Raw genomic sequence first — 18,311 nt, forward strand, 5'->3', positions numbered from 1 at the left:
AGCACCGTGGACCGGCCTACCCTGCTCTATCAGGAGCCCGACCGGTTCGGGCTGGCACTGATCGCGGCACTCGTGGTTGAAATCGCGGCCACCCTGGCGGTCGTGCATTTCGCCAACCAGCCGGGGCCGGTCGCCAATCATCGGCCACGGATCATGAAGATCCAGATGATGGCGCCGCCACCCAAGCCCAAGCCGTTGCCGCCCCCGCCCAAACCGATGCCGCCGCCGCCCAAGCCCTTGCCTCCGCCGCCGTTGCCGGTCGCACCGCCGAAACCACCGCCGCCGCCCCCGCCCAGACCGATCCCCAGGCCGGCGCCCCGCCCCATCCCGAAGCCGCACCCGATGAAGCCGGTGCAGCACATCGCCGTGCCCCCGCCCCAACCGCCGCCGCCACCGGTGCAGCCCGCGGTCTCGGCTGCCGAGGTGGAAAGTGCGACGGCACGCTATGCTGCCGTGGTGCATTCATCGGTGCAGGCCGATCTGCGCGTGCCTGAGATGGTGCAGATGATGCATCTGCGGGGCGTGACCACGGTATCCATCACCATCGCGCCGAGCGGTGCGCTGGTCGGGGTTTCGGTGCTGCGGTCATCGGGTGCCAAGCCGATCGACAAGGCCGCGCTGGCCGCGGTGCGCGCGACGCGGTTTCCGCCGTTTTCCGGCAAGATGCCGCATCACCCTGTGACATTTACCCTGCAGGTCAAGCTGCGCGCCGGCTGACGCGCGACATCGAGCGCGGCGCCGATCAGGATCAGGGCAGGTGATGCGAGATCGTCAGCGGCGATGCCGTCGGCAAGGTCGATCAGCCGGGCGGTGCGGTGCGCCTCATCGGCGCGGCTGACGTTCGTGACAATAATCCCCGGCGTCGCCGGATCGAGCCCGGCCTCAATCAGCCGATCGGCGATCTGCCCGGCATGGCGAACGCCCATATAGAAGGCGATGGTGCCGCGCAGCCGCGCGAGTGCCGCCCAATCCTGTGCGGGCAAGCCGCCGTCGCTCGCGTGACCCGTGATGAAGGTGACGCTGCGGGCCCGGTCGCGCGCCGTGAGCGAGGCCTCGACCGCCGCCGCCGCCGCGGTGGCCGCCGTGATGCCGGGGATGATATCGAGCGTCATCCCGGCCGCGCGCAGGGCGGCGATTTCCTCATTGGCGCGGCCGAAAATCATCGGATCGCCGCCTTTCAGTCGCAGCACCCGGGCGCCGCTGCGCGCGTGGCGGACCAGCAGCGCACAGATCTCGGATTGCTTCATCGCATGATGGCCGCAGCGCTTGCCGACATTGATCAGCCTGCCGCTGGCCAGTGCCAGGATGCGCGGATCGACCAGGGCATCATGCAGCACGATATCTGCCGTCGCGATCGCGCGATGGGCCTTGACCGTGAGCAGATCGGGATCGCCCGGGCCGGCACCGGCGAGGATGACCGGCAGCAGCGGGGCATTATTCGGCAGCGACGAGTTCATGGCGGAGAAATCCCTTGAGTTCGGAAACGCAGGAGCCGCAGCCGGTGCCGGCCCGGGTGGCGGCACCGATCGCCTCGATGGTGGTGAGCCGGCCGGCGGCGATCGCGGCGCGGATGGCCGGTTCACCGACCTGATGGCAGACGCAGACGATGCGCCCGGCAGGTGCGCCGCACCCGCCGCCACGTCCGATCAGCAAGGCGCCGGCATCGAGCGCGGCGGGCGCCGCGCTGAAACGCTGCTCCAGCGCCTCGACCGTGGGCAGCGCCGCGCGATCCCGCGCGACATGAAGCAGCAGCAGGATCGCGCTGCCGTTCAGCGCGGCAAGCCGGAACACACCCCGCCTGGTATCCGCGTAATCGACCGTCTCGATCAGTTCGGGCAGGTCGAGCAGGCTCGCGGCGAGCATGCGGCTGGTGATGTCCGGCGGCAGCGCTGCGATCCCGGTGAACCGCAGATGCACCAGCCCGCCCGCGCGCGGCGTGCGCGACCAGACGGCACCGATCGCAGGCCGGAGCCGGGCGCTGGCCGCACCGCGGCAGAGCGCGATGCCGTGCCACACCGCATCGATTTTCCTGATCCCGGCCACCCCGTGTTTGAAGGCGGGCTCGCCCGATACCGGATCGCGCGCGGGCCCGATCAGCCGGTTGATCGTACCGCCGCTGCCCTGTGCCTCGGTCCAGTGCATCGCGGCGAAGCCAGCGCCCGCGCTCTGCGCCGCATCCAGCCGGGCGGGGAGCGTGATACTGCCGTGTTCGCTGGTGAGTTCGACCAGATCACCGGTTTCGATGCCGTGGCGCGCCGCGTCGGCGGGTGCCAGATCGAGCGCGGCGGCCTCGCGATGCGCCATCAGCGCGGCGATGCGCCCGGTCCGCGTCATGGTGTGCCATTGATCGCGCAGGCGGCCGGTGTTCAGCGTAATCGCGCCAGGTACCGCGCGCGCCCGGGGTGCCGCGCTGACGGCGATGAAGCGGGCGCGGCGGTCCTGTGTGCTGAAATCGCCGTCGGTGAACAGGCGCTGGTCGCCCGGCGCGATCGGCCAGTGCAGCGGGCGCAGCGCGTCGTAATCCTCGTCCGGAATCGTGGCGAGCGGTGCAAGATCGAAGCGGCGCGCGCCGTTGTTCTCAAAGCCGGAAAGTGCCGCGTGTTCGCGAAAGATGGCGGCGGAGCCTGCGTAGTCGAACGCTTCACCATGGCCGAGGCGGCGCGCGAGTTCGGTGAACATCCACCAATCGGGTTTCGCCTCGCCCGGTGCGGGGCGAAAGGCGCGCTGGCGGGAGATCATCCGTTCTGAGTTCGTAACGGTTCCATCCTTTTCCGACCAGCCGGCGGCGGGCAGCACGATATGCGCGCGCGCCGTGGTCGCGGTGGGCCAGCAATCGGCGGCGATCACGGTGGGGCAGCGTTGCAGCGCCGCGCGGATGTGGTCGCTGCGCGGCAGGGATTCGGCGGGGTTGGTCCCCGCGATCCAGATCGCCTGGATGCGTCCGTCATGCATCGCATCGAACAGATCGACCGCCTTCAGACCGGGCCGGGGCGCGAGGTTCGGGGCGTGCCAGAACCGCCGCAACAGGTCGTGGTGCGCCGGATGGTCGAACGACAGATGCGCGGCAAGCTGGTTGGCAAGCCCGCCGACCTCGCGCCCGCCCATCGCGTTCGGCTGGCCGGTGAGCGAAAACGCCGTCGCACCGGGCTTGCCGATCCGTCCGGTGGCGAGGTGCAGGTTGAGGATGGCGCTGATGGTATCTGTTGCGATCTCGGATTGATTGACCCCCTGCGAGAAGGCGGTGACCATGCGCGGCGTCGTCGCGACCAGTGCGGCCAGTTGGCTGAACAGCGCCGCATCGATGCCGTGGGCCGTCCCGCGCGCGGCGTGCAGCGCCGCGTCGAACCCGCTGGTATGGCTGCGGATGAAGCCGGGATCGAGCGCCCCGCGTTCGGCGCAGACGCTCAGCAAGGCCGCGAACAGCGCAAGATCGCCACCCGGGGCGATCGGGATGTGCAGATCTGCGAGTTCCGCCGTGGCGCTGCGGCGCGGGTCGATCGCGATGATTTTGGTGCCGCGCACCTCACGGGCGCGCAGCGCGCGCTGAAACAGCACCGGGTGGCACCAGGCGGCATTGGCGCCGGTGAACACGATCAGATCGGCCTCGTCGAAATCGGCATAGACGCCGGGCACGATGTCCTCACCGAAGGCGCGGATATGGGCAGCCACCGGGCTTGCCATGCAGAGGCGGGAGTTGGTGTCGATATTGCCGCTGCCGATGAAGCCTTTCATCAGCTTGTTGGCGACGTAATAATCCTCGGTCAGGAACTGGCCGGACACATAAAACGCCACCGAATCCGGCCCATATCCGGCGATCGCCGCGGCGAAGCGCTCGGCTGCCTGATCGAGCGCCTCGGCCCAGGTCGCGGCGCGGCCGCCGATGGTCGGTGTCGTGAGGCGGTCGCGGTCATCGAGCGTCAGGCCGAGCGTCGCACCTTTCACGCAGAGCCTGCCGCGATTGGCGGGATGCGCGGCATCGCCGGTAAGGCCGTCAGGCGCCGCGATCAGCCCGCAGCCGACTCCGCAATAAGGGCAGGTGGTGTTCATGCTGCGAGGATCGGCCCGGCGATGTCGAGCAGGATGCGCCGCCCCTCGATCCGGGTGCGGAACCGCGCGATGCAGGGCGCATCCTCGCCGAGCGCTGCCCCCGATTCCAGCGAGAACACCCAGCCGTGCAACGGGCAGGTGACGCCATGGCCATGGACGATGCCATGGCTGATCGGGCCGCCGCGATGCGGGCAGGAATCGCGCAGTGCGAACACCGCATCGTCGCCGGTGCGAAATACGGCGATGGTGCCGTGCGCCGTGGCGACGGTGCGCGCCCCGCGCAGGGGAATGTCATCGAGCCCGCCGATGTCGATAAAGGCCGCTTCGGCCATCATGCCGTCCATTACACCAGCTCCGCGACGTGGCTGTATTGCGCCGGCTCGGGGGCGGTGGATTGCTCGGCCCAGGGGTCGATTTGCGCGAAGCGCTGCGCGTGGTGAAAGCGTGCCCACAGCGCGCCGCGCCCCGCGTGATCCTCGACGATGCGCTGGCGGACATACTCGATGCCGACCCGCTCGATCCAGGGGGCGGTGCGTTCGAGGTAGCGGGCCTCCTCGCGATAGAGTTGCATGAAGGCGGCACAATATTCCATGACCTCGGCATCGGTGGTGACCTTGCAGAGCATGTCGGTGCCGCGCAGCTTGATGCCGCCGTTGCCGCCCACCATCAGGTCCCAGCCCGCGTCGGTCGCGATCACGCCGAAATCCTTGATGCTCGATTCCGCACAATTGCGCGGACAGCCGGAGACCGCCATCTTGAACTTGTGCGGCGTCCACGAGCCCCAGGACATGCGCTCGAGCGCCACCCCCATCGCGGTCGAGTTCTGCGTGCCGAACCGGCACCATTCCGAGCCCACGCAGGTCTTCACGGTGCGCAGCGCCTTGCCGTAGGCATGGCCGGAGACCAGCCCGGCGGCATTGAGGTCGCGCCAGACGGCGGTGAGATCCTCGCGTTTGACCCCGAGCATGTCGATCCGCTGGCCGCCGGTGATCTTGACCTCGGGGATCGAATATTTATCGACCACATCGGCGATCGCCCGCAATTCGCGCGAATTGGTCAGCCCGCCCCACATGCGCGGCACGACCGAGAAGGTGCCGTCCTTCTGGATATTGGCATGCATGCGCTCGTTGACGAAGCGCGATTGCGCGTCATCGACGTATTCGCCCGGCCAGGCGCAGATCAGATAATAATTCAAAGCCGGCCGGCATGCGGCACAGCCATCCGGCGTCTGCCATTCCAGCGCCTGCATCACGGCGGGAATGGTCTTCAGCGCACCCCCCGTGATGCGGCGGCGCACCTCGTCATGCGGCAAGGTGGTGCATTTGCACATCGGCTTGACCGCGACCGGCGCGTAGGCGGCACCGAGTGCTGATTTCAGCAGCGCCTCAACCAGACCGGTGCAGGAACCGCAGGATGACGAGGCTTTGGTCCTGGCGCGCACCGCATCGAGCGTGGTCAGGCCCATCGCGGTGATCGACGCGGTGATCGTACCCTTGCAGACGCCGTTGCAACCGCAGATTTCCGCACTGTCGGGGAGGGCGAGCACGGCGGCATCGGGGTCGGCCGCATCGTCGCTGACCGGGCCGAAAATCACCGTGTCGCGGAACGCCTCGATATCGGTTTCGTCTTTCATCAGCTGGAAATGCCAGGCGGCATCGCTGGCATCGCCGATGCAGACCATGCCGACGATGCGGTTTTCCCGCAGCACGAGGCGCTTGTAGATGCCCCGCGCCGCATCGCGCAGCACGATGTCGTCGGTCGTCGCATCGCCCATGAACGCGCCGGCGGACACCATATCGACGCCCGAAACCTTCAGCCGGGTGACGCTGGCGACCGGCGTGAAACCGGGCGCCGGCGCGCCGACCATGGTTTTCGCCGCGATTTTCGCCATGTCCCAGATCGGTGCGACCAGGCCGAACACCTGACCGTTGTGCTCTACACATTCGCCGATCGCAAAAATCGCGGGATCGGAGGTGCGCATCCAGTCATCGACCAGCACGCCGCGGTTGCACGCGAGACCGATCGCGCGGGCAAGTCCCGCGTTGGGCCGGATGCCGACCGCCATGACCACGAGTTCGGCCGGGATTTGCGTGCCGTCCTTCAGCCGGACGGCGGTGACCGCCTGATCGCCCTCGAACGCGGCGGTTTCGGTCGCGGTCAGGATGGTCATGCCGCGCCTGGTCAGCGCGCGTTCGAGCAGATGGGCGGCCGAGGCATCGAGCTGGCGCTCCATCAGCGTCGGCATCAGATGGATCACGGTGACATCGGCACCGCGCAAATTCAGCCCATGGGCGGCTTCCAGCCCGAGCAGGCCGCCGCCGATCACGACGGTCCTGGTGCCCTGTTTCACCACCGCCAGCATATCCTCGACATCGGCGACGGTGCGGAAGGTCAGCACACCCGCCTTGTCGGCACCGGGGACCGGCAGGACGAACGGGTTGGAACCGGTGGCCAGCAGCAGCATGTCGTAGGGCACCTCGCTGCCCTTGGCGCCGCGCACCAGGCGGTTCTTGCGATCCACCCAGTCGACATGCTCGCCCGCGATCAGGCGGATATTGTTGGCCTCGTACCAATCGTAGTCGTTGAGCACGATGTCGGCAAAACGCTTGCCGCCGGCGAGCAGCGGCGAGAGCATGATACGGTCGTAATTCGGCTGCGCTTCGCCGCCGAACACGGTGATGTCGAAATAACCGGGGGCCAGGGCGAGAATCTCCTCGACCGTGCGCATGCCGGCCATACCGTTGCCAATGACCACAAGGCGCGGGCGGGGCAGGTTGGAACCATCCATGGTGCAGACTTTCTGTGGGTTCAGGTCAAACGCGAACGGGAACGCCGTCGATGGCGGCGGCGGTGAAATCGGCGCGCCAGCGGCGCTTGACGATCGACAATCCCCCGAAGGCGAGCAGGGCGAGCCCGGCGAAGATCAGGAAGCCCGCGCCATAGGAGCCGGTGAGTTGCTTGGACACGCCGAGGCTGGAGGCGAGGTAGAAGCCGCCGACACCACCCGCCATGCCGACGAAGCCGGTGGCGGTGCCAATCTCCCGGCCGAACCGCGCGGGGATCAGCTGAAACACCGCCCCATCGCCCATGCCGAACGCCGCCATCACGACAATGAACACCGCAAGCGCCGGCCAGAACTCGCCGATGCCCATGCTGAGCACGATCAGCGCCGCCGCCGCCAGCAGATAAAGCGCCGACAGCACCCGCACCCCGCCCAGCCGATCCGCCAGATAGCCACCGAACGGGCGGATCGAGCCGCCCACGAAGGCGCAAACCGCGGTGGCGAAGCCGGCATTAACCGGGGTGAGGCCGTAAACGGTGTGGAAATACAGCGTCAGCGCGGCGGATAGACCCACGAATCCACCGAAGGTGACGCCGTAGAAGCCCATGAACCACCAGGTATCGGCCGGTTTCAGCACATCGAAATACCGGCCGAACGGCTGCGGGAATTTATAGGCCGGCGGGTTCCTGGCGAGCAACGCAAACCCGATCAGGGTCAGGATCATCAGGATCGCGGCAATCCCGAACACACCACCGATGCCGATCGCGATGGCGAGCGAGGGGGCGGCGAGTGCGGTGACGACTGTGCCGATATTTCCCGCGCCGGCAATGCCGAGCGCCGTGCCCTGATGCTCGGGCGGATACCAGCGCGAAGCCAGCGGCAGCGCGATCGCAAAGGAAGCGCCCCCAATCCCGAGCACGAGCCCGAGCGCGAGCACTTCGTGGTACGAGGTGATGCCATGCCACCAGGCGAAGCCGAGCCCGAGAATGACGATGATCTGGGCAACGATGGCGGTGGCGCGCGCGCCGAACTGATCGACCGCGAACCCGGCCACGATGCGCAGCAAAGCGCCGGAGAGCACCGGCAACGCGATCATCAGACCTTTCTGGGCAGGGTCGAGATGCAGCAGCTTGCCGATCTGCACCGCCAGCGGCCCGAGCAGAACCCAGATGGTAAAGCTCATGTCGAAATAAAGGAAAGCCGCGAGCAGGCTGGGCAGATGTCCCGCCTTGAGAAAGGATTTGTCGGGGGAAACCCTCATGGTCGCACTCCTGCGGATGGAACATCCGCGAAACGGCCCTCCTTGGCGCGCGATCCCGTGCAGCGGGGCTTTCACCCCGGGCGAGCGCCGAGACCGTCCTTGGCCGCGGCGCGACACGTTTCCGTGTCCTCTCCGCCCAGCAAGAATGATGCCAAATCCATCACGGCCTAAATTTAGGCCTTTTTTCGACCCGCCCGAATAATCTGTCTAATATATCAACTATATTAAACGCATTTTAAGCCAAATGCCGTTCTTTTAATCATACGTCGAACCATCTTCACCCACCGGCCGCAGCAACGATCGCTCCGCCACCGCGAGGTCGATCCCCACCAGATGCCCCGCGCAATGCATGCGCGCGATCGTCCATTGCAGATCCGCGCGCGCCGGGCGCAGTTCCGCACCCCGCATGAACAGCGGATCACCACCCTCCCCGCTCAGGCAGTCCGCCAGCAATTCAGCCGGAAGATCGAGGTGGGACGGGGATGCGAGGCCGGCGGCAAGCCCCGCGCGCTCCGCCGGCAGATGGCACAATGCGGTCGCCGCCCCCAAGGCATCGCGCAGCGCGGCCGCAAGCATCGGGTTCGCCGCGGCAACCTCATCGCGAATCACCACCAGTTTTTCGGGATGCCCCGGCGCGATGGCGGCCGAGGTCGCGACCAGCGTGCCGGCACCATCCCGCGCCGCCCGCGCACCCCAGGGCGCACCGGCGCAGAACCCCGCGATGCTGCCACGCCCCAGCGCCGTCTGCATATCCCCGGGCGGCAGGGTGACGATCGCCGCCGCCGCGGGCGAAACCCCGCGCGCCGTCAGCCAGTCGCGCAGCAGCAGATCGTGGTTGGAATACGCGTGCACGACCGCAAACGGCGCGGCACCGATGGCAGCCGCAAGGTCGGCCCGCCCGGCGAGATGGTTCGCCAGCACGATCGCATTGCCATTGCGGCTGAGCGTGGCCGCCAGCCGCAACCCGGTCGCGCGCCCGCGCAGGCCCAGGCTCATGGCGAGCGCGAGCGGGCCGAGCATAACGGCGGCGTCGAGCATGCCATAGGCCAGCTTGTCGGCGATATTCGCCCAGGACGGCTCGATCACCACGCTGGCATCGAGCCCGGCCGCCGCGAAGAAACCGCGGTCCCGCGCGATCAGAACCGGCGCGCTATCGAGCAGTCGCAGCATGCCGATGCGCAATTTATAAGCACTCATGCCGAGTGCCTCATCAAGCCCGATCCCCCGCCTCGTCGCCCGCCGCTGTTGCAAGCACCGCGCGGGCGGCATCCGGCAGGCGCATCTGGCGCTCCATGGCGCGCCGCTGCAAAAATCGATGCGCGGCGGGTTCGCTCATATTGTCGCGCCGCATCAGCAGACGCTTGGCCCCCTCGATCAGCCGCCGGTCCGACAATTCCGCCTCCGCCGCGGCAAGCCGCACCTCCCGGGCGCTGGCATGGCGGTAAAGCGCGATGGCGCTGCGCAAAATGGGCTTAATGTCGGTGATGCTGGCGGCATTGACATGATAGGATACCACGCCGGCGCCGATCGCCTCCTCCATGAACGCCGGGTCGTCCTCATCGATGAACAGCATCACCGGCATCTGATGCGCGGCAATGCTGCGCAGATGTTCCAGACTGTCACGATCCGGCCGCGCCATATCCACGATCACGATATCCGGCCGCTCCACCGCGACGATCGACGCCAGATTCTCCAGCGGCGGCGCGATGCGGATGCGCCCGGCACCGGCCTGGGCGGCCAGGCGCGCGGCAAGCGTTTCGGCGCGGGCGGGGTCGGTATCGGCGATCAGTATATCCACGTTGCGTCGTCGGGCCCATGCGGTCGTTCACCCGGTACCGATGCAAGATGGCTGCCATCATAAATGGCCGCCATTGCAAGATGGCTGCCATCATAGGACGAGTGCCCTCCTGCCCCCGCTCAGTCGAGAAACAGCTTGCCCGGATTCAGAATGCCGCGCGGGTCGAGCGCCTCTTTGATACCACGCATCATCGCAAGCGCGGTCGCGCCATGCTCGCGCGTCATGAATTCGCGCTTGCCGATCCCAACCCCATGCTCGCCGCTCGCAGCCCCGCCCAGATCGAGCGCCTGGCCGACAATTTCACGGTCGAGCGCCCAGGCACGCGCGGCCCCGTCCGGCGTATCGGGATACAGGATCAGAACATGGAAATTTCCATCGCCGACATGACCGACGATGCACGCCCGCAGGCCGGACGCGGTGACCGACTCGCGCGCCCGCGCCATCGCCTGCGCCAGGTTGGAAATCGGCACGATCGTATCGGTCGAGAAGGCACCGTGGCCGGGAAAGGCCGCACGCGCCGCCCAATAGGCATCATGGCGCGCCTGCCACAGCTTGGTGCGCGCTTCGGTTTCGGTGGCGAAGACGAAACCCTGCCCGCCATGGGCTGCGGCGATCGCCTCGGCCATCGCCGCCTGCTCGGCAACGCCGCGCGCCGTGCCGTGAAACTCGAACAGCAGGGTTGGCTGCGCGATCAGGTCGAGCTTGGAATACGCGATCGAGACGGCCATCTGATCCGGGTCGGCATATTCGATCCGCGCGACCGGAATGCCCGTCTGCATGATCTCGATCACCGCATCGATCGCGCCACGCTCTGTCGCGAACGCGCACACGGCGGCGCCGATCGCCTCGGGAATGCCATAGAGCCGCAGCTGGATTTCCGTGATGATGCCAAGCGTGCCCTCTGAGCCGATCAACAGGCGAGTGAGGTCGTACCCGGTGGCCGATTTGCGCACCCGCCCGCCGGTATCCACAATGGTGCCGTCGGCCAGCACCGCGCGCAGGCCGAGCACGTTGTCACGGATCGTACCATAGCGCACCGCGTTGGTGCCGGAGGCGCGGGTGGCGCACATGCCGCCGATCGTGCAGTCCGCCCCGGGATCGACCGGAAAAAACAGCCCGTGGTCGCGCAAATAGGTATTGAGCTGTTTGCGCGTCACCCCGGCTTCGACCCGCCCGTCCAGATCGGCGTCGTTCACCGCCAGAATCCGGTTCATCCGCGTGAGATCGAGGCTGATGCCACCTGCGACCGGCGTGACATGCCCTTCGAGCGATGTCCCGGCGCCGAACGGCGTCACCGGCGTGTGGTTGGCATGGCAGAGCGACAGAAGTGCTGAAACCTCGGCCGTGGTCTCGGGAAAGATCACAGCATCCGGCAGCATCGTTGCGGCATTGGCCTCGCCATGCGCATGGGTTTCGCGGATCGCCTGGTTGAGGCTGAGCCGATCGCCGAACAGGGTGCGGGCGGCATCGATGGTTGCTGACGTTTCCATCCCGCCAAAGTATCGGGATCGGGCGGATCAGGGAAGACCGCAAAGTTTGTAAAAAAGAGGCAAACGAATTTTATTCACGAGATTGCGGTAACAGACGATATTTTTTGTGCATCCTAGGTTATTTTGGTCTTGTATTGATCAATTTCCGGGATTTCAGCATGGCCCCGACGACCGTGGCCCCATGGCGTCTTCAGCCCGCATCGGGCGAGACGCAGCACGATCTGCAACAGCGGCGCGACCGCGCTTATTTCGCGTGGCAGCTGGCGGATACTGAGGTGTTCTGGCGCCGTCTCTCCGGTGCCGCGATCGATTTCACCGGCGCCCGCGTACTCGAACTCGGTTGCGGCCATGGCGCGCTGTCGGTCGATGCGGCCGCCAAAGGCGCGGCGCAGGTGCTCGGCATCGACCTTGACGACCAGCGCATCGCCTTTGCGCAGACGCACGCGCCGCAGGCCTATCCAAATCTCGCCCAGGTGATGGCATTTCGCTGCGTCGATATCGCGGCGATCGAAGGAGAAGCCGGTTTTGACATCGTCCTGTGCAAGGATACGTTCGAGCACATTATGGATCTACCAGGGGTCGTGGCGGAAGTGCATCGCCTGCTCCGGCCCGGCGGCCTGTTCGTGATCGGCACCAGCCCGCTCTATTACAGTCCCTTCGGCGATCATGGCCGCTATCTCGGGTCCGGGATTCCATGGCTCGGCGCATGGATGCCCGAACCCCTGCTGTTCCGGCTCGCGAGCGTGAAACAGCGCACCAAAATCGCCAGTGCGGCGGATGTCGGGCTCAATAAAATGACGCCGGCACGCTTCCGTGCCCTGTTCGCCCCGAACGCATGGGACGTCCGGATGCTGCGCTACAACGCGGGCGACAAGCGATTGCTGCGCGCATTGAGCGCGCTGCGCCGCCTCCGATCGCTCGAGACGCTCTGCACCGTCAGCATCTATACGGTGCTGATGCGGCGCTAGAGCGCCATGCGATCAAGCCAGCGCGCCGGCACTCTTGTGCCCGGCCGGCCCCGGTGCCATCGACCACATTCCGCCGGCATTGAATGGATGAGCATGACCGAACCGACCCCTGACGAAAAAGCAACGGCGCGCGCCGGCTGCACCCACTTCCTCTGCGCCCGCGCCCCGATGACCGGCGCCGACTTCATCGCGGCAATGGCCGCCTCGCGGCATATCGGGCTGGGGCTCGATCATTACAGCAACGGCCCCGCGATCGATCTGCTGGAAACCCGCGTCGCCACATTGCTCGGCAAGGAAGCCGGGCTGTGGTTTCCCAAGGGCATCATCGCCCAGCAGGCCGCCTTGCTGGTTCATGCCGGCCAGCGCAACCGGCGCGCCGTGGCCCTGCACCCGCAATCGCATCTGGCGATCGACGAGAAGGATGCAATCGCCCGGCTCGCCGGATTGACACCGGTGCGCCTCGGCAGGACTGAACGGCATTTCACCGTGGCGGATCTGGCCGGCGCGCGCGAAAATCTCGCGGCGGTAACGGTCGAACTACCGCTGCGCCGTCCGGGCTATCAGGCGCTGGCGTGGAATGATCTGCAGGCGCTCGCAGGCTGGGCACGGCAGGAAGGCGTCCCGCTGCATCTCGATGGCGCGCGGCTCTGGGAGGTGCAGCCCTGGTACGACCGGCCGCTGGCCGAAATCGCCGCGGTCGCGGACACGGTCTATGTCTCGCTCTACAAGGGGCTGGGCGGTCTCGGCGGCTGCGTGCTCGCGGGCGACCGCACCACGATCGATGCGGCGAAACCCTGGCGGGTCCGCTACGGCGGCGACCTGCCGGTGGCGTTTCCCATGATCGTGACCGCACTGGATGCGCTGGACACGACCCTGCCCCGCATGGCCGATTACTACCGGCGCGCCTGCGCCATTGCGGCGGCGCTGCATGGGGTCGCGGGCATCACCGTCTTCCCCGATCCGCCGCAATGCAACGCGTTTCAGGTGCATTTCGCGGCATCGGCGGCGCGGATGAACCAGGCGATGCTCACGGTCGCGCGCGAACGCCGGTGCTGGCTGTTCGGCTGGTTCGAGCAGGGCCTCCTGCCGGACAGCGCGATGGGTGAAATCGTGGTGGGCGATGCCACCATGGCGTGGGAGATCGATGAGATCATCGCCGCCCTGATCGCGCTGCGGGACGCGGCGTGACGCCCGGCGAGGTGGGTCGTTCTACGCCCGTGGACCGCGGCGGATCGGGCGCCCTGCGTCGCCCTGATGAACGGTCCAGGTGTCGGTCGATATCTTTCGGCCAAGGATCATGCCAGCCAGTTCGACAGGATCATGGCGAAGGCCCCGGCCGATGGGGCTTGGGCTTTCACGCGATCGAGCATCGCGCCAGCGGCGCGCTGATCGGCTTGTCCGGTCTGGAAAAAATCACCTTTCCAGGTTTCTTCAGCCCCGCGTGCAGATCGCCCGGCGGATCGGTGCCTCCTGGCAGGGTCGGAGCCTCGCATACGAAGCGGCCGGCCTCGTGATCGATCGGGGCGTTTCGTCCCCCGGACTGGAGCGGATCGTGGCCTATACCGTGCCGGCCAACGAGCGGTCATGGCGCCTGATGGAACGGCTCGGCATGCGGCCGATCGGCCGGTTCGAACACCCGAGCCTGCCGTCGGGTCACGAATTGTGGCCGCATGTCGCCTATGATCGCACCGCTTCGGCACGGCGCGACCGCCCCCGTCCGCCCGAATAAGCCAGACCCGCCAGATGATCATGATCGCGAGTGCCCCAGTCGGAGTACCCCGGTCTCGATTGTCCCGGTTGCGATTGCCAACGTCGCGATTGCGGTCGGGAACGCCACCATGGCGCTATCCCCGGCCGCCGCGGCCCCGGCCGTATCGCCCAGTGCGGCATACCCAGTGCGGCATAATGCCAGCCGCCACCCATGCAGGCCCGGCGCGATAGAGCCGTGATATCGTCCCCCGCCGTGGTCTTGCCGTCCCCGCCGTCAAACCAGCCCCACGCGCCGATGCCGCGCCAATCCCGGTGCGGCGCCATCGCCTTCCGGCACGGGTGAGCCACCGTTTACCTCCGGCGACGGGGCCGGCCGGCCAAGCAGGAACCCTTGAACGAGGTCGCACCCGCTGGCGCAAAGTGTTTCGAATTGCAATTCGGTCTCGACGCCTTCGGCGGTGACCGTCAGCCGCAAACTCGTTCCCATGGCAAGAATCGCATGCACCATGCTCGTGGCATCGTGATCGATACCCAGGCTCTGCACGAAGGAACGATCGATCTTCAATTTGTCGAACGGAAACTGCCGGAGCGTGCCAAGCGATGAGTAACCGGTACCGAAATCATCGAGCGCGATTCGAATGCCATGCGCCTTCAACTGTTTCAGAATGTCGAGCGCGCGGGACGAATCATCGATCAGCACGCTTTCGGTCACCTCCAGTTCCAGCCGTTCCGCGGGCAAACCAACCCGCTGGATGATCGCGATGATGTCATCACCCAAATTCGGATCATGGAATTGGCGCGGCGAGAGATTGACGGCGAGGCTGATGTGCGCCGGCCATCGGCACGCCGCAGCGGCCGCGTGTTCCAAAACCAGTTTGCCGAGGGCAAGGATCAAACCCGCCTCCTCGGCGATCGGAATGAAATCCACCGGCGAAATCGGCCCGCGTGTCGCATGGCTCCAGCGTACCAACGCCTCATAGCCGACGATCTCCCGTGTCGCACAGTCGACGACGGGTTGATAATGCACATCCAGCGCATCCGCCTCGATCGCGCTGCGCAGATCCTGCTCGATGGCCCGGCGCTCGCGAAACCGGATGTCCATGCCGGGCTCGAAAAAGCAGAAACGATCGCGCCCCTCCCGCTTGGCACGACCGAGCGCGAGATCCGCTGCCTGCATCAATGTCGCCGCATCCCGCGCATTGAGCGGTGCCATCGCAAGTCCCACCGAAGCGCCGATCGTCAGAACCTGACCATCGACTTCGAAACGTGCCGAAAGCGTCTCGATCACCCGATCCGCAAGCCGGGTTGCCGCCTCGACGCTCGCTTTCGGACACAATATGGCAAATTCGTCGCCGCCCATGCGCGCCACCAGATCGTCCTCGCGCATCAATCGCCGCAGCCGGGAGGCAACATGCTGCAATAACTGGTCTCCAATCAGGTGGCCGTGCAGATCGTTCACCGCCTTGAACCGGTCAAGATCGATCAGCAGCAGAGACAGCGGTTGCGCGACGGTGGCGGCCTCGATCATTGCGGCTAGCGCGTCGTCGAACCGCGCGCGATTGGCCAATCCGGTCAGCGTATCGTGAAAGGCCAGATGTTCGATCCGCGCCGCGCTCCGGCGCCGATCCGTCGTGTCGCGCAGCGCGATCACCCCGGCCGGCCTGCCCTCGTAGCGGATCCTCCGGCTGGCGATCTCGGCCGACAAGGCACGGCCGTTCGCCCCGACCATCGCGATCTCGTCGAGCGAACCGGAATCGGCCAAAACATGGCGCCTGATCATGGGCAGGTCGTGGGGGTGGGCAAGCGTCGCGACGTCCCTGCCGGTCAGCGACGCCAGATCCATATCCAGCATGTCGCACAGCACACCGTTCGCCCAAAGGATCACGCCCTCCGCATGGATCAGTAAGCCCTCGATCGTGCAATCGGCGAGCTGCCGCAGCCGCGCCGCTTCGAGCCGCACCTGTCGCCAGCGCTGGTCGAACAGACCAACGATCAACGACAGACCGATCGCGATCGCGGACGCCGCGGCGGATGCGAGCGTGGCATTTCGGCCGATCAGGATCGCCCCGCTGGCCGCCATCGGCCCCGGCACATAGCGTGTGCCGGCCATGGCAATGAAATGGATCGCGGCAATCCCGAGCACCAGAAGAAGACCAGCCTCGCCAACGGCACTCACGGCGGGAAAGTCCGCGAGGCGCCGCCACGCCAGCGCGCTCAAGACCATGCCGAGCCCGACGGCCAGAACCAGATACTCCGGCCTGTAAGCGAGCGTGCCGGCAAACCGCATGGCCGCCATCCCGGTCAGATGCATCGCAGCCACGCTGACGCCAAGAATAAGGCCCGCACCCATGCGCCGCAGGCGCGTGGGCGATGGTGTCAACACGAGTACAAACGCCGGGAATGCGCCGAAAATAACGAGCAGAACCGATAATACCGTCGGCCCAAGCGCATAGCCCATCCGCATCGGCGGCGCCTCGGCGATCATCGCAACGAAGTGCGTCGCCCACACGCCGCTGCCGTAAATGATCGCCGCGAGGCCAAGCCAGAACCAACGGGACTTGTCTGTGGCATCCCGCGCCCTGATGACAAGAACGACCGACCCGATGCACGAAACGGTGCCAATCGCCACGGCGAGCAAGACCCACGTCAATGAATTCATCAATCCGGGTCGGCCTCCGTTGTCAATTCGACCATCCGCACCATCCTCTCCCCCTCAATCCCCGGAGATTCGTTCCGGCCCTGGATATACCGCCAATGGATTAGCAAACGGTTAAACTTGGCGGCACGTTCAGGCGGCCGCATTATCCGGGTTAGGCAGCCAGACGGAGCAATTCGTCGCCATGACGATCGACCGGCCCTGGTCGTCGTCGGCCCGCGGTGTCTGAGGCAAAGCAAGGCAAACGCACGCCGAAGTCTTTTATTTTGTGAACAAAAAATGTAACTATTCAGGTGTTTTGACCGGGATCAGGCCAATTTGAGTTGGACAATTAAAGGAAACTCTGAAAAATCCATTACGATACGTTTTCGGTATGCTTCACGGGGTTTGACAGAGAGGATACCCCTGAATGCAGCGGAGTTTTGCTGTGTATGACGGTTTCCGCAAACAGCGGAAGATCACCCGTCGGGGCGTGTTTCTGGCGGAGATGGAGCGTGTTTTGCCGTGGCGGCGGCTGGAGGCGCTGATCAAGCCGCACTATCCGCTCGCCGGGAGGGGGCGCAAACCCTATCGGTTGAGCACGATGTTGCGGATCCATTTTTTGCAACATTGGTATGGATATTCAGACCCCGGAATGGAGGAAGCGCTGCACGATATCCCCGCGCTGCGCCGCTTTGCGGGGCTGGACGCGGGCGAGAGCCGCATGCCCGACGAGACGACGATCCTGAACTTCCGCCATTTGCTGGAGGCGCATCAATTGGCTGAGAGTCTGTTCCAGGAGGTCGTGTCGGTATTGACGGAGCAAGGCCTGATCCTGCGTGAAAGCACCATCGTGGACGCGACGCTGATTGCCGCCCCGCCCTCGACAAAGAACCAGGCTCGCCAACGCGACCCGGAGATGACGTCGAGCAAGAAGGGCAACCAGTGGCATTTTGGCATGAAAGCGCATATCGGCGTCGATACGGCGCACGGTCTGGTGCATACGCTGGAGGTCACGACCGGCAAGGTGTCCGACTACAGCATGGCGGAGACATTGCTGCACGGTGACGAGCAGACGGCACACGGTGACCGTGGCTACGCCGACAAAATCCGCGAGCCCGACCGTGTGCGCGCAGAGAACGAGGCTGGCCCGCGGTGGTTTGTGCCTTTCAAGCGCACGAAAGGCTGCGACACGACGCCTGAGCAGAAGCGGCTGAACCGGCTGATGGCAGCGCTGCGTTCGGCGGTCGAGCATCCGTTCCGGGTTCTCAAGCGCCAGTTCGGTTATACGAAGGTGCGGTATCGCGGGTTGTTCAAGAATGAGCAGCACCTGTTCAGCCAGTTTGCGTTGGTGAACCTCTACATCGCACGGCGGGTGATCACACCGGCGGTTTGAGGTTCAGGGGCGGAGTCTGTCCCGCATCCCGAAACCAGGTGCGGATTCCTGAGAATTCGCCCATGGATTCCGATTTTAATTCGCCCTGGTAGCGGTCTCTGTGGCTGTTGATTTCGTTGCTCTCCTGTTCTTGTTGGGTCAAGCGGTTTTTGGGGTTTGCTTGCGGGTCTTGCGCAGGCTTTCGCCGGTGAGTTCGATGCGGTGGGCATTGTGGAGCAGACGGT

15 protein-coding genes are annotated in these 18,311 nt (G+C 65.9%); 5 read left to right on the forward strand and 10 right to left on the reverse strand.

Going from position 1 to position 18,311, the window contains the following annotated elements; all coding sequences use genetic code 11:
* The first annotated feature begins 6 nt into the window (after positions 1-6).
* The gene (locus AruPA_RS15430) at positions 7-717 is read left to right on the forward strand and encodes an energy transducer TonB (RefSeq protein ID WP_265637653.1); all 711 of its coding nucleotides are present in this window, start codon (positions 7-9) and stop codon (positions 715-717) included.
* Here the strand turns inward: AruPA_RS15430 and cobA are convergent.
* The 8 genes from cobA to AruPA_RS15470 all read right to left on the reverse strand — a co-directional run bounded on the left by cobA (position 672) and on the right by AruPA_RS15470 (position 11,378).
* Entirely contained in the window at positions 672-1,457 is a 786-nt protein-coding gene (cobA, locus tag AruPA_RS15435; RefSeq protein ID WP_265637654.1) for a uroporphyrinogen-III C-methyltransferase, read from the reverse strand. The genes AruPA_RS15430 and cobA overlap by 46 nt on opposite strands.
* Complete coding sequence (locus AruPA_RS15440) at positions 1,435-4,047, reverse strand: molybdopterin-dependent oxidoreductase (protein ID WP_265637655.1); 2,613 nt, start codon at positions 4,045-4,047, stop codon at positions 1,435-1,437. The genes cobA and AruPA_RS15440 overlap by 23 nt, the downstream gene beginning before the upstream one ends.
* Positions 4,044-4,391 carry a nitrite reductase small subunit NirD gene (gene nirD / locus AruPA_RS15445; protein WP_265637656.1) on the reverse strand — a complete coding sequence of 116 codons (348 nt, stop codon included), beginning with the start codon at positions 4,389-4,391 and terminating at the stop codon, positions 4,044-4,046. The genes AruPA_RS15440 and nirD overlap by 4 nt, the downstream gene beginning before the upstream one ends.
* Complete coding sequence (gene nirB / locus AruPA_RS15450) at positions 4,391-6,835, reverse strand: nitrite reductase large subunit NirB (protein WP_265637657.1); 2,445 nt, start codon at positions 6,833-6,835, stop codon at positions 4,391-4,393. The genes nirD and nirB overlap by 1 nt, the downstream gene beginning before the upstream one ends.
* A gap of 25 nt (positions 6,836-6,860) precedes the next feature.
* Complete coding sequence (locus tag AruPA_RS15455) at positions 6,861-8,090, reverse strand: NarK/NasA family nitrate transporter (RefSeq protein ID WP_265637658.1); 1,230 nt, start codon at positions 8,088-8,090, stop codon at positions 6,861-6,863.
* Positions 8,091-8,345: 255 nt separating this feature from the next.
* Positions 8,346-9,287: an ABC transporter substrate-binding protein gene (locus AruPA_RS15460; protein WP_265637660.1), complete on the reverse strand. Its 942-nt coding sequence runs from the start codon at positions 9,285-9,287 to the stop codon at positions 8,346-8,348.
* Positions 9,288-9,300: 13 nt separating this feature from the next.
* On the reverse strand, positions 9,301-9,888 hold the full coding sequence (locus AruPA_RS15465; RefSeq protein ID WP_265637661.1) for an ANTAR domain-containing response regulator: 588 nt from the start codon (positions 9,886-9,888) through the stop codon (positions 9,301-9,303).
* 119 nt (positions 9,889-10,007) lie between these two features.
* Positions 10,008-11,378: an FAD-binding oxidoreductase gene (locus tag AruPA_RS15470; RefSeq protein WP_265637662.1), complete on the reverse strand. Its 1,371-nt coding sequence runs from the start codon at positions 11,376-11,378 to the stop codon at positions 10,008-10,010.
* 158 nt (positions 11,379-11,536) lie between these two features.
* On the opposite strand from AruPA_RS15470, the gene AruPA_RS15475 reads away from it, so the two are divergent.
* The 3 genes from AruPA_RS15475 to AruPA_RS15485 all read left to right on the forward strand — a co-directional run bounded on the left by AruPA_RS15475 (position 11,537) and on the right by AruPA_RS15485 (position 14,075).
* Positions 11,537-12,346: a class I SAM-dependent methyltransferase gene (locus AruPA_RS15475; protein ID WP_265637663.1), complete on the forward strand. Its 810-nt coding sequence runs from the start codon at positions 11,537-11,539 to the stop codon at positions 12,344-12,346.
* Between the two features lie 93 nt (positions 12,347-12,439).
* Positions 12,440-13,534, forward strand: coding sequence for a low specificity L-threonine aldolase (locus AruPA_RS15480; protein ID WP_265637664.1), 1,095 nt, complete (start codon positions 12,440-12,442; stop codon positions 13,532-13,534).
* Positions 13,535-13,787: 253 nt separating this feature from the next.
* Positions 13,788-14,075, forward strand: coding sequence for a GNAT family N-acetyltransferase (locus AruPA_RS15485; protein WP_265637665.1), 288 nt, complete (start codon positions 13,788-13,790; stop codon positions 14,073-14,075).
* 255 nt (positions 14,076-14,330) lie between these two features.
* On the opposite strand, the gene AruPA_RS15490 is transcribed toward AruPA_RS15485, so the two are convergent.
* The gene (locus tag AruPA_RS15490) at positions 14,331-16,715 is read right to left on the reverse strand and encodes an EAL domain-containing protein (RefSeq protein WP_265637667.1); all 2,385 of its coding nucleotides are present in this window, start codon (positions 16,713-16,715) and stop codon (positions 14,331-14,333) included.
* 406 nt (positions 16,716-17,121) lie between these two features.
* Here AruPA_RS15490 and AruPA_RS15495 point away from each other — a divergent pair, with 406 nt between their 5' ends.
* Positions 17,122-18,087 carry an IS5 family transposase gene (locus AruPA_RS15495; RefSeq protein WP_265637668.1) on the forward strand — a complete coding sequence of 322 codons (966 nt, stop codon included), beginning with the start codon at positions 17,122-17,124 and terminating at the stop codon, positions 18,085-18,087.
* Here the strand turns inward: AruPA_RS15495 and AruPA_RS15500 are convergent.
* Positions 18,071-18,311: hypothetical protein (locus AruPA_RS15500; protein ID WP_265637669.1), on the reverse strand; the 241-nt coding region annotated here is incomplete at its 5' end. The two genes, AruPA_RS15495 and AruPA_RS15500, sit on opposite strands and share 17 nt — an antisense overlap.

The sequence above is a fragment of the Acidiphilium sp. PA genome, from assembly GCF_026191915.1.
In the GTDB taxonomy this organism is placed as follows: Bacteria; Pseudomonadota; Alphaproteobacteria; order Acetobacterales; family Acetobacteraceae; genus Acidiphilium.

What these genes read in the sequence shown, in the direction of transcription:
- cobA (WP_265637654.1), bottom strand. Translation starts at nt 1,457, where the DNA reads ATGAACTCGTCGCTGCCGAATAATGCCCCGCTGCTGCCGGTCATCCTC.
- AruPA_RS15440 (WP_265637655.1), bottom strand. Translation starts at nt 4,047, where the DNA reads ATGAACACCACCTGCCCTTATTGCGGAGTCGGCTGCGGGCTGATCGCG.
- nirD (WP_265637656.1), bottom strand. Translation starts at nt 4,391, where the DNA reads ATGGACGGCATGATGGCCGAAGCGGCCTTTATCGACATCGGCGGGCTC.
- nirB (WP_265637657.1), bottom strand. Translation starts at nt 6,835, where the DNA reads ATGGATGGTTCCAACCTGCCCCGCCCGCGCCTTGTGGTCATTGGCAAC.
- AruPA_RS15455 (WP_265637658.1), bottom strand. Translation starts at nt 8,090, where the DNA reads ATGAGGGTTTCCCCCGACAAATCCTTTCTCAAGGCGGGACATCTGCCC.
- AruPA_RS15460 (WP_265637660.1), bottom strand. Translation starts at nt 9,287, where the DNA reads ATGAGTGCTTATAAATTGCGCATCGGCATGCTGCGACTGCTCGATAGC.
- AruPA_RS15470 (WP_265637662.1), bottom strand. Translation starts at nt 11,378, where the DNA reads ATGGAAACGTCAGCAACCATCGATGCCGCCCGCACCCTGTTCGGCGAT.
- AruPA_RS15475 (WP_265637663.1), top strand. Translation starts at nt 11,537, where the DNA reads ATGGCCCCGACGACCGTGGCCCCATGGCGTCTTCAGCCCGCATCGGGC.
- AruPA_RS15480 (WP_265637664.1), top strand. Translation starts at nt 12,440, where the DNA reads ATGACCGAACCGACCCCTGACGAAAAAGCAACGGCGCGCGCCGGCTGC.
- AruPA_RS15490 (WP_265637667.1), bottom strand. Translation starts at nt 16,715, where the DNA reads ATGAATTCATTGACGTGGGTCTTGCTCGCCGTGGCGATTGGCACCGTT.
- AruPA_RS15495 (WP_265637668.1), top strand. Translation starts at nt 17,122, where the DNA reads ATGCAGCGGAGTTTTGCTGTGTATGACGGTTTCCGCAAACAGCGGAAG.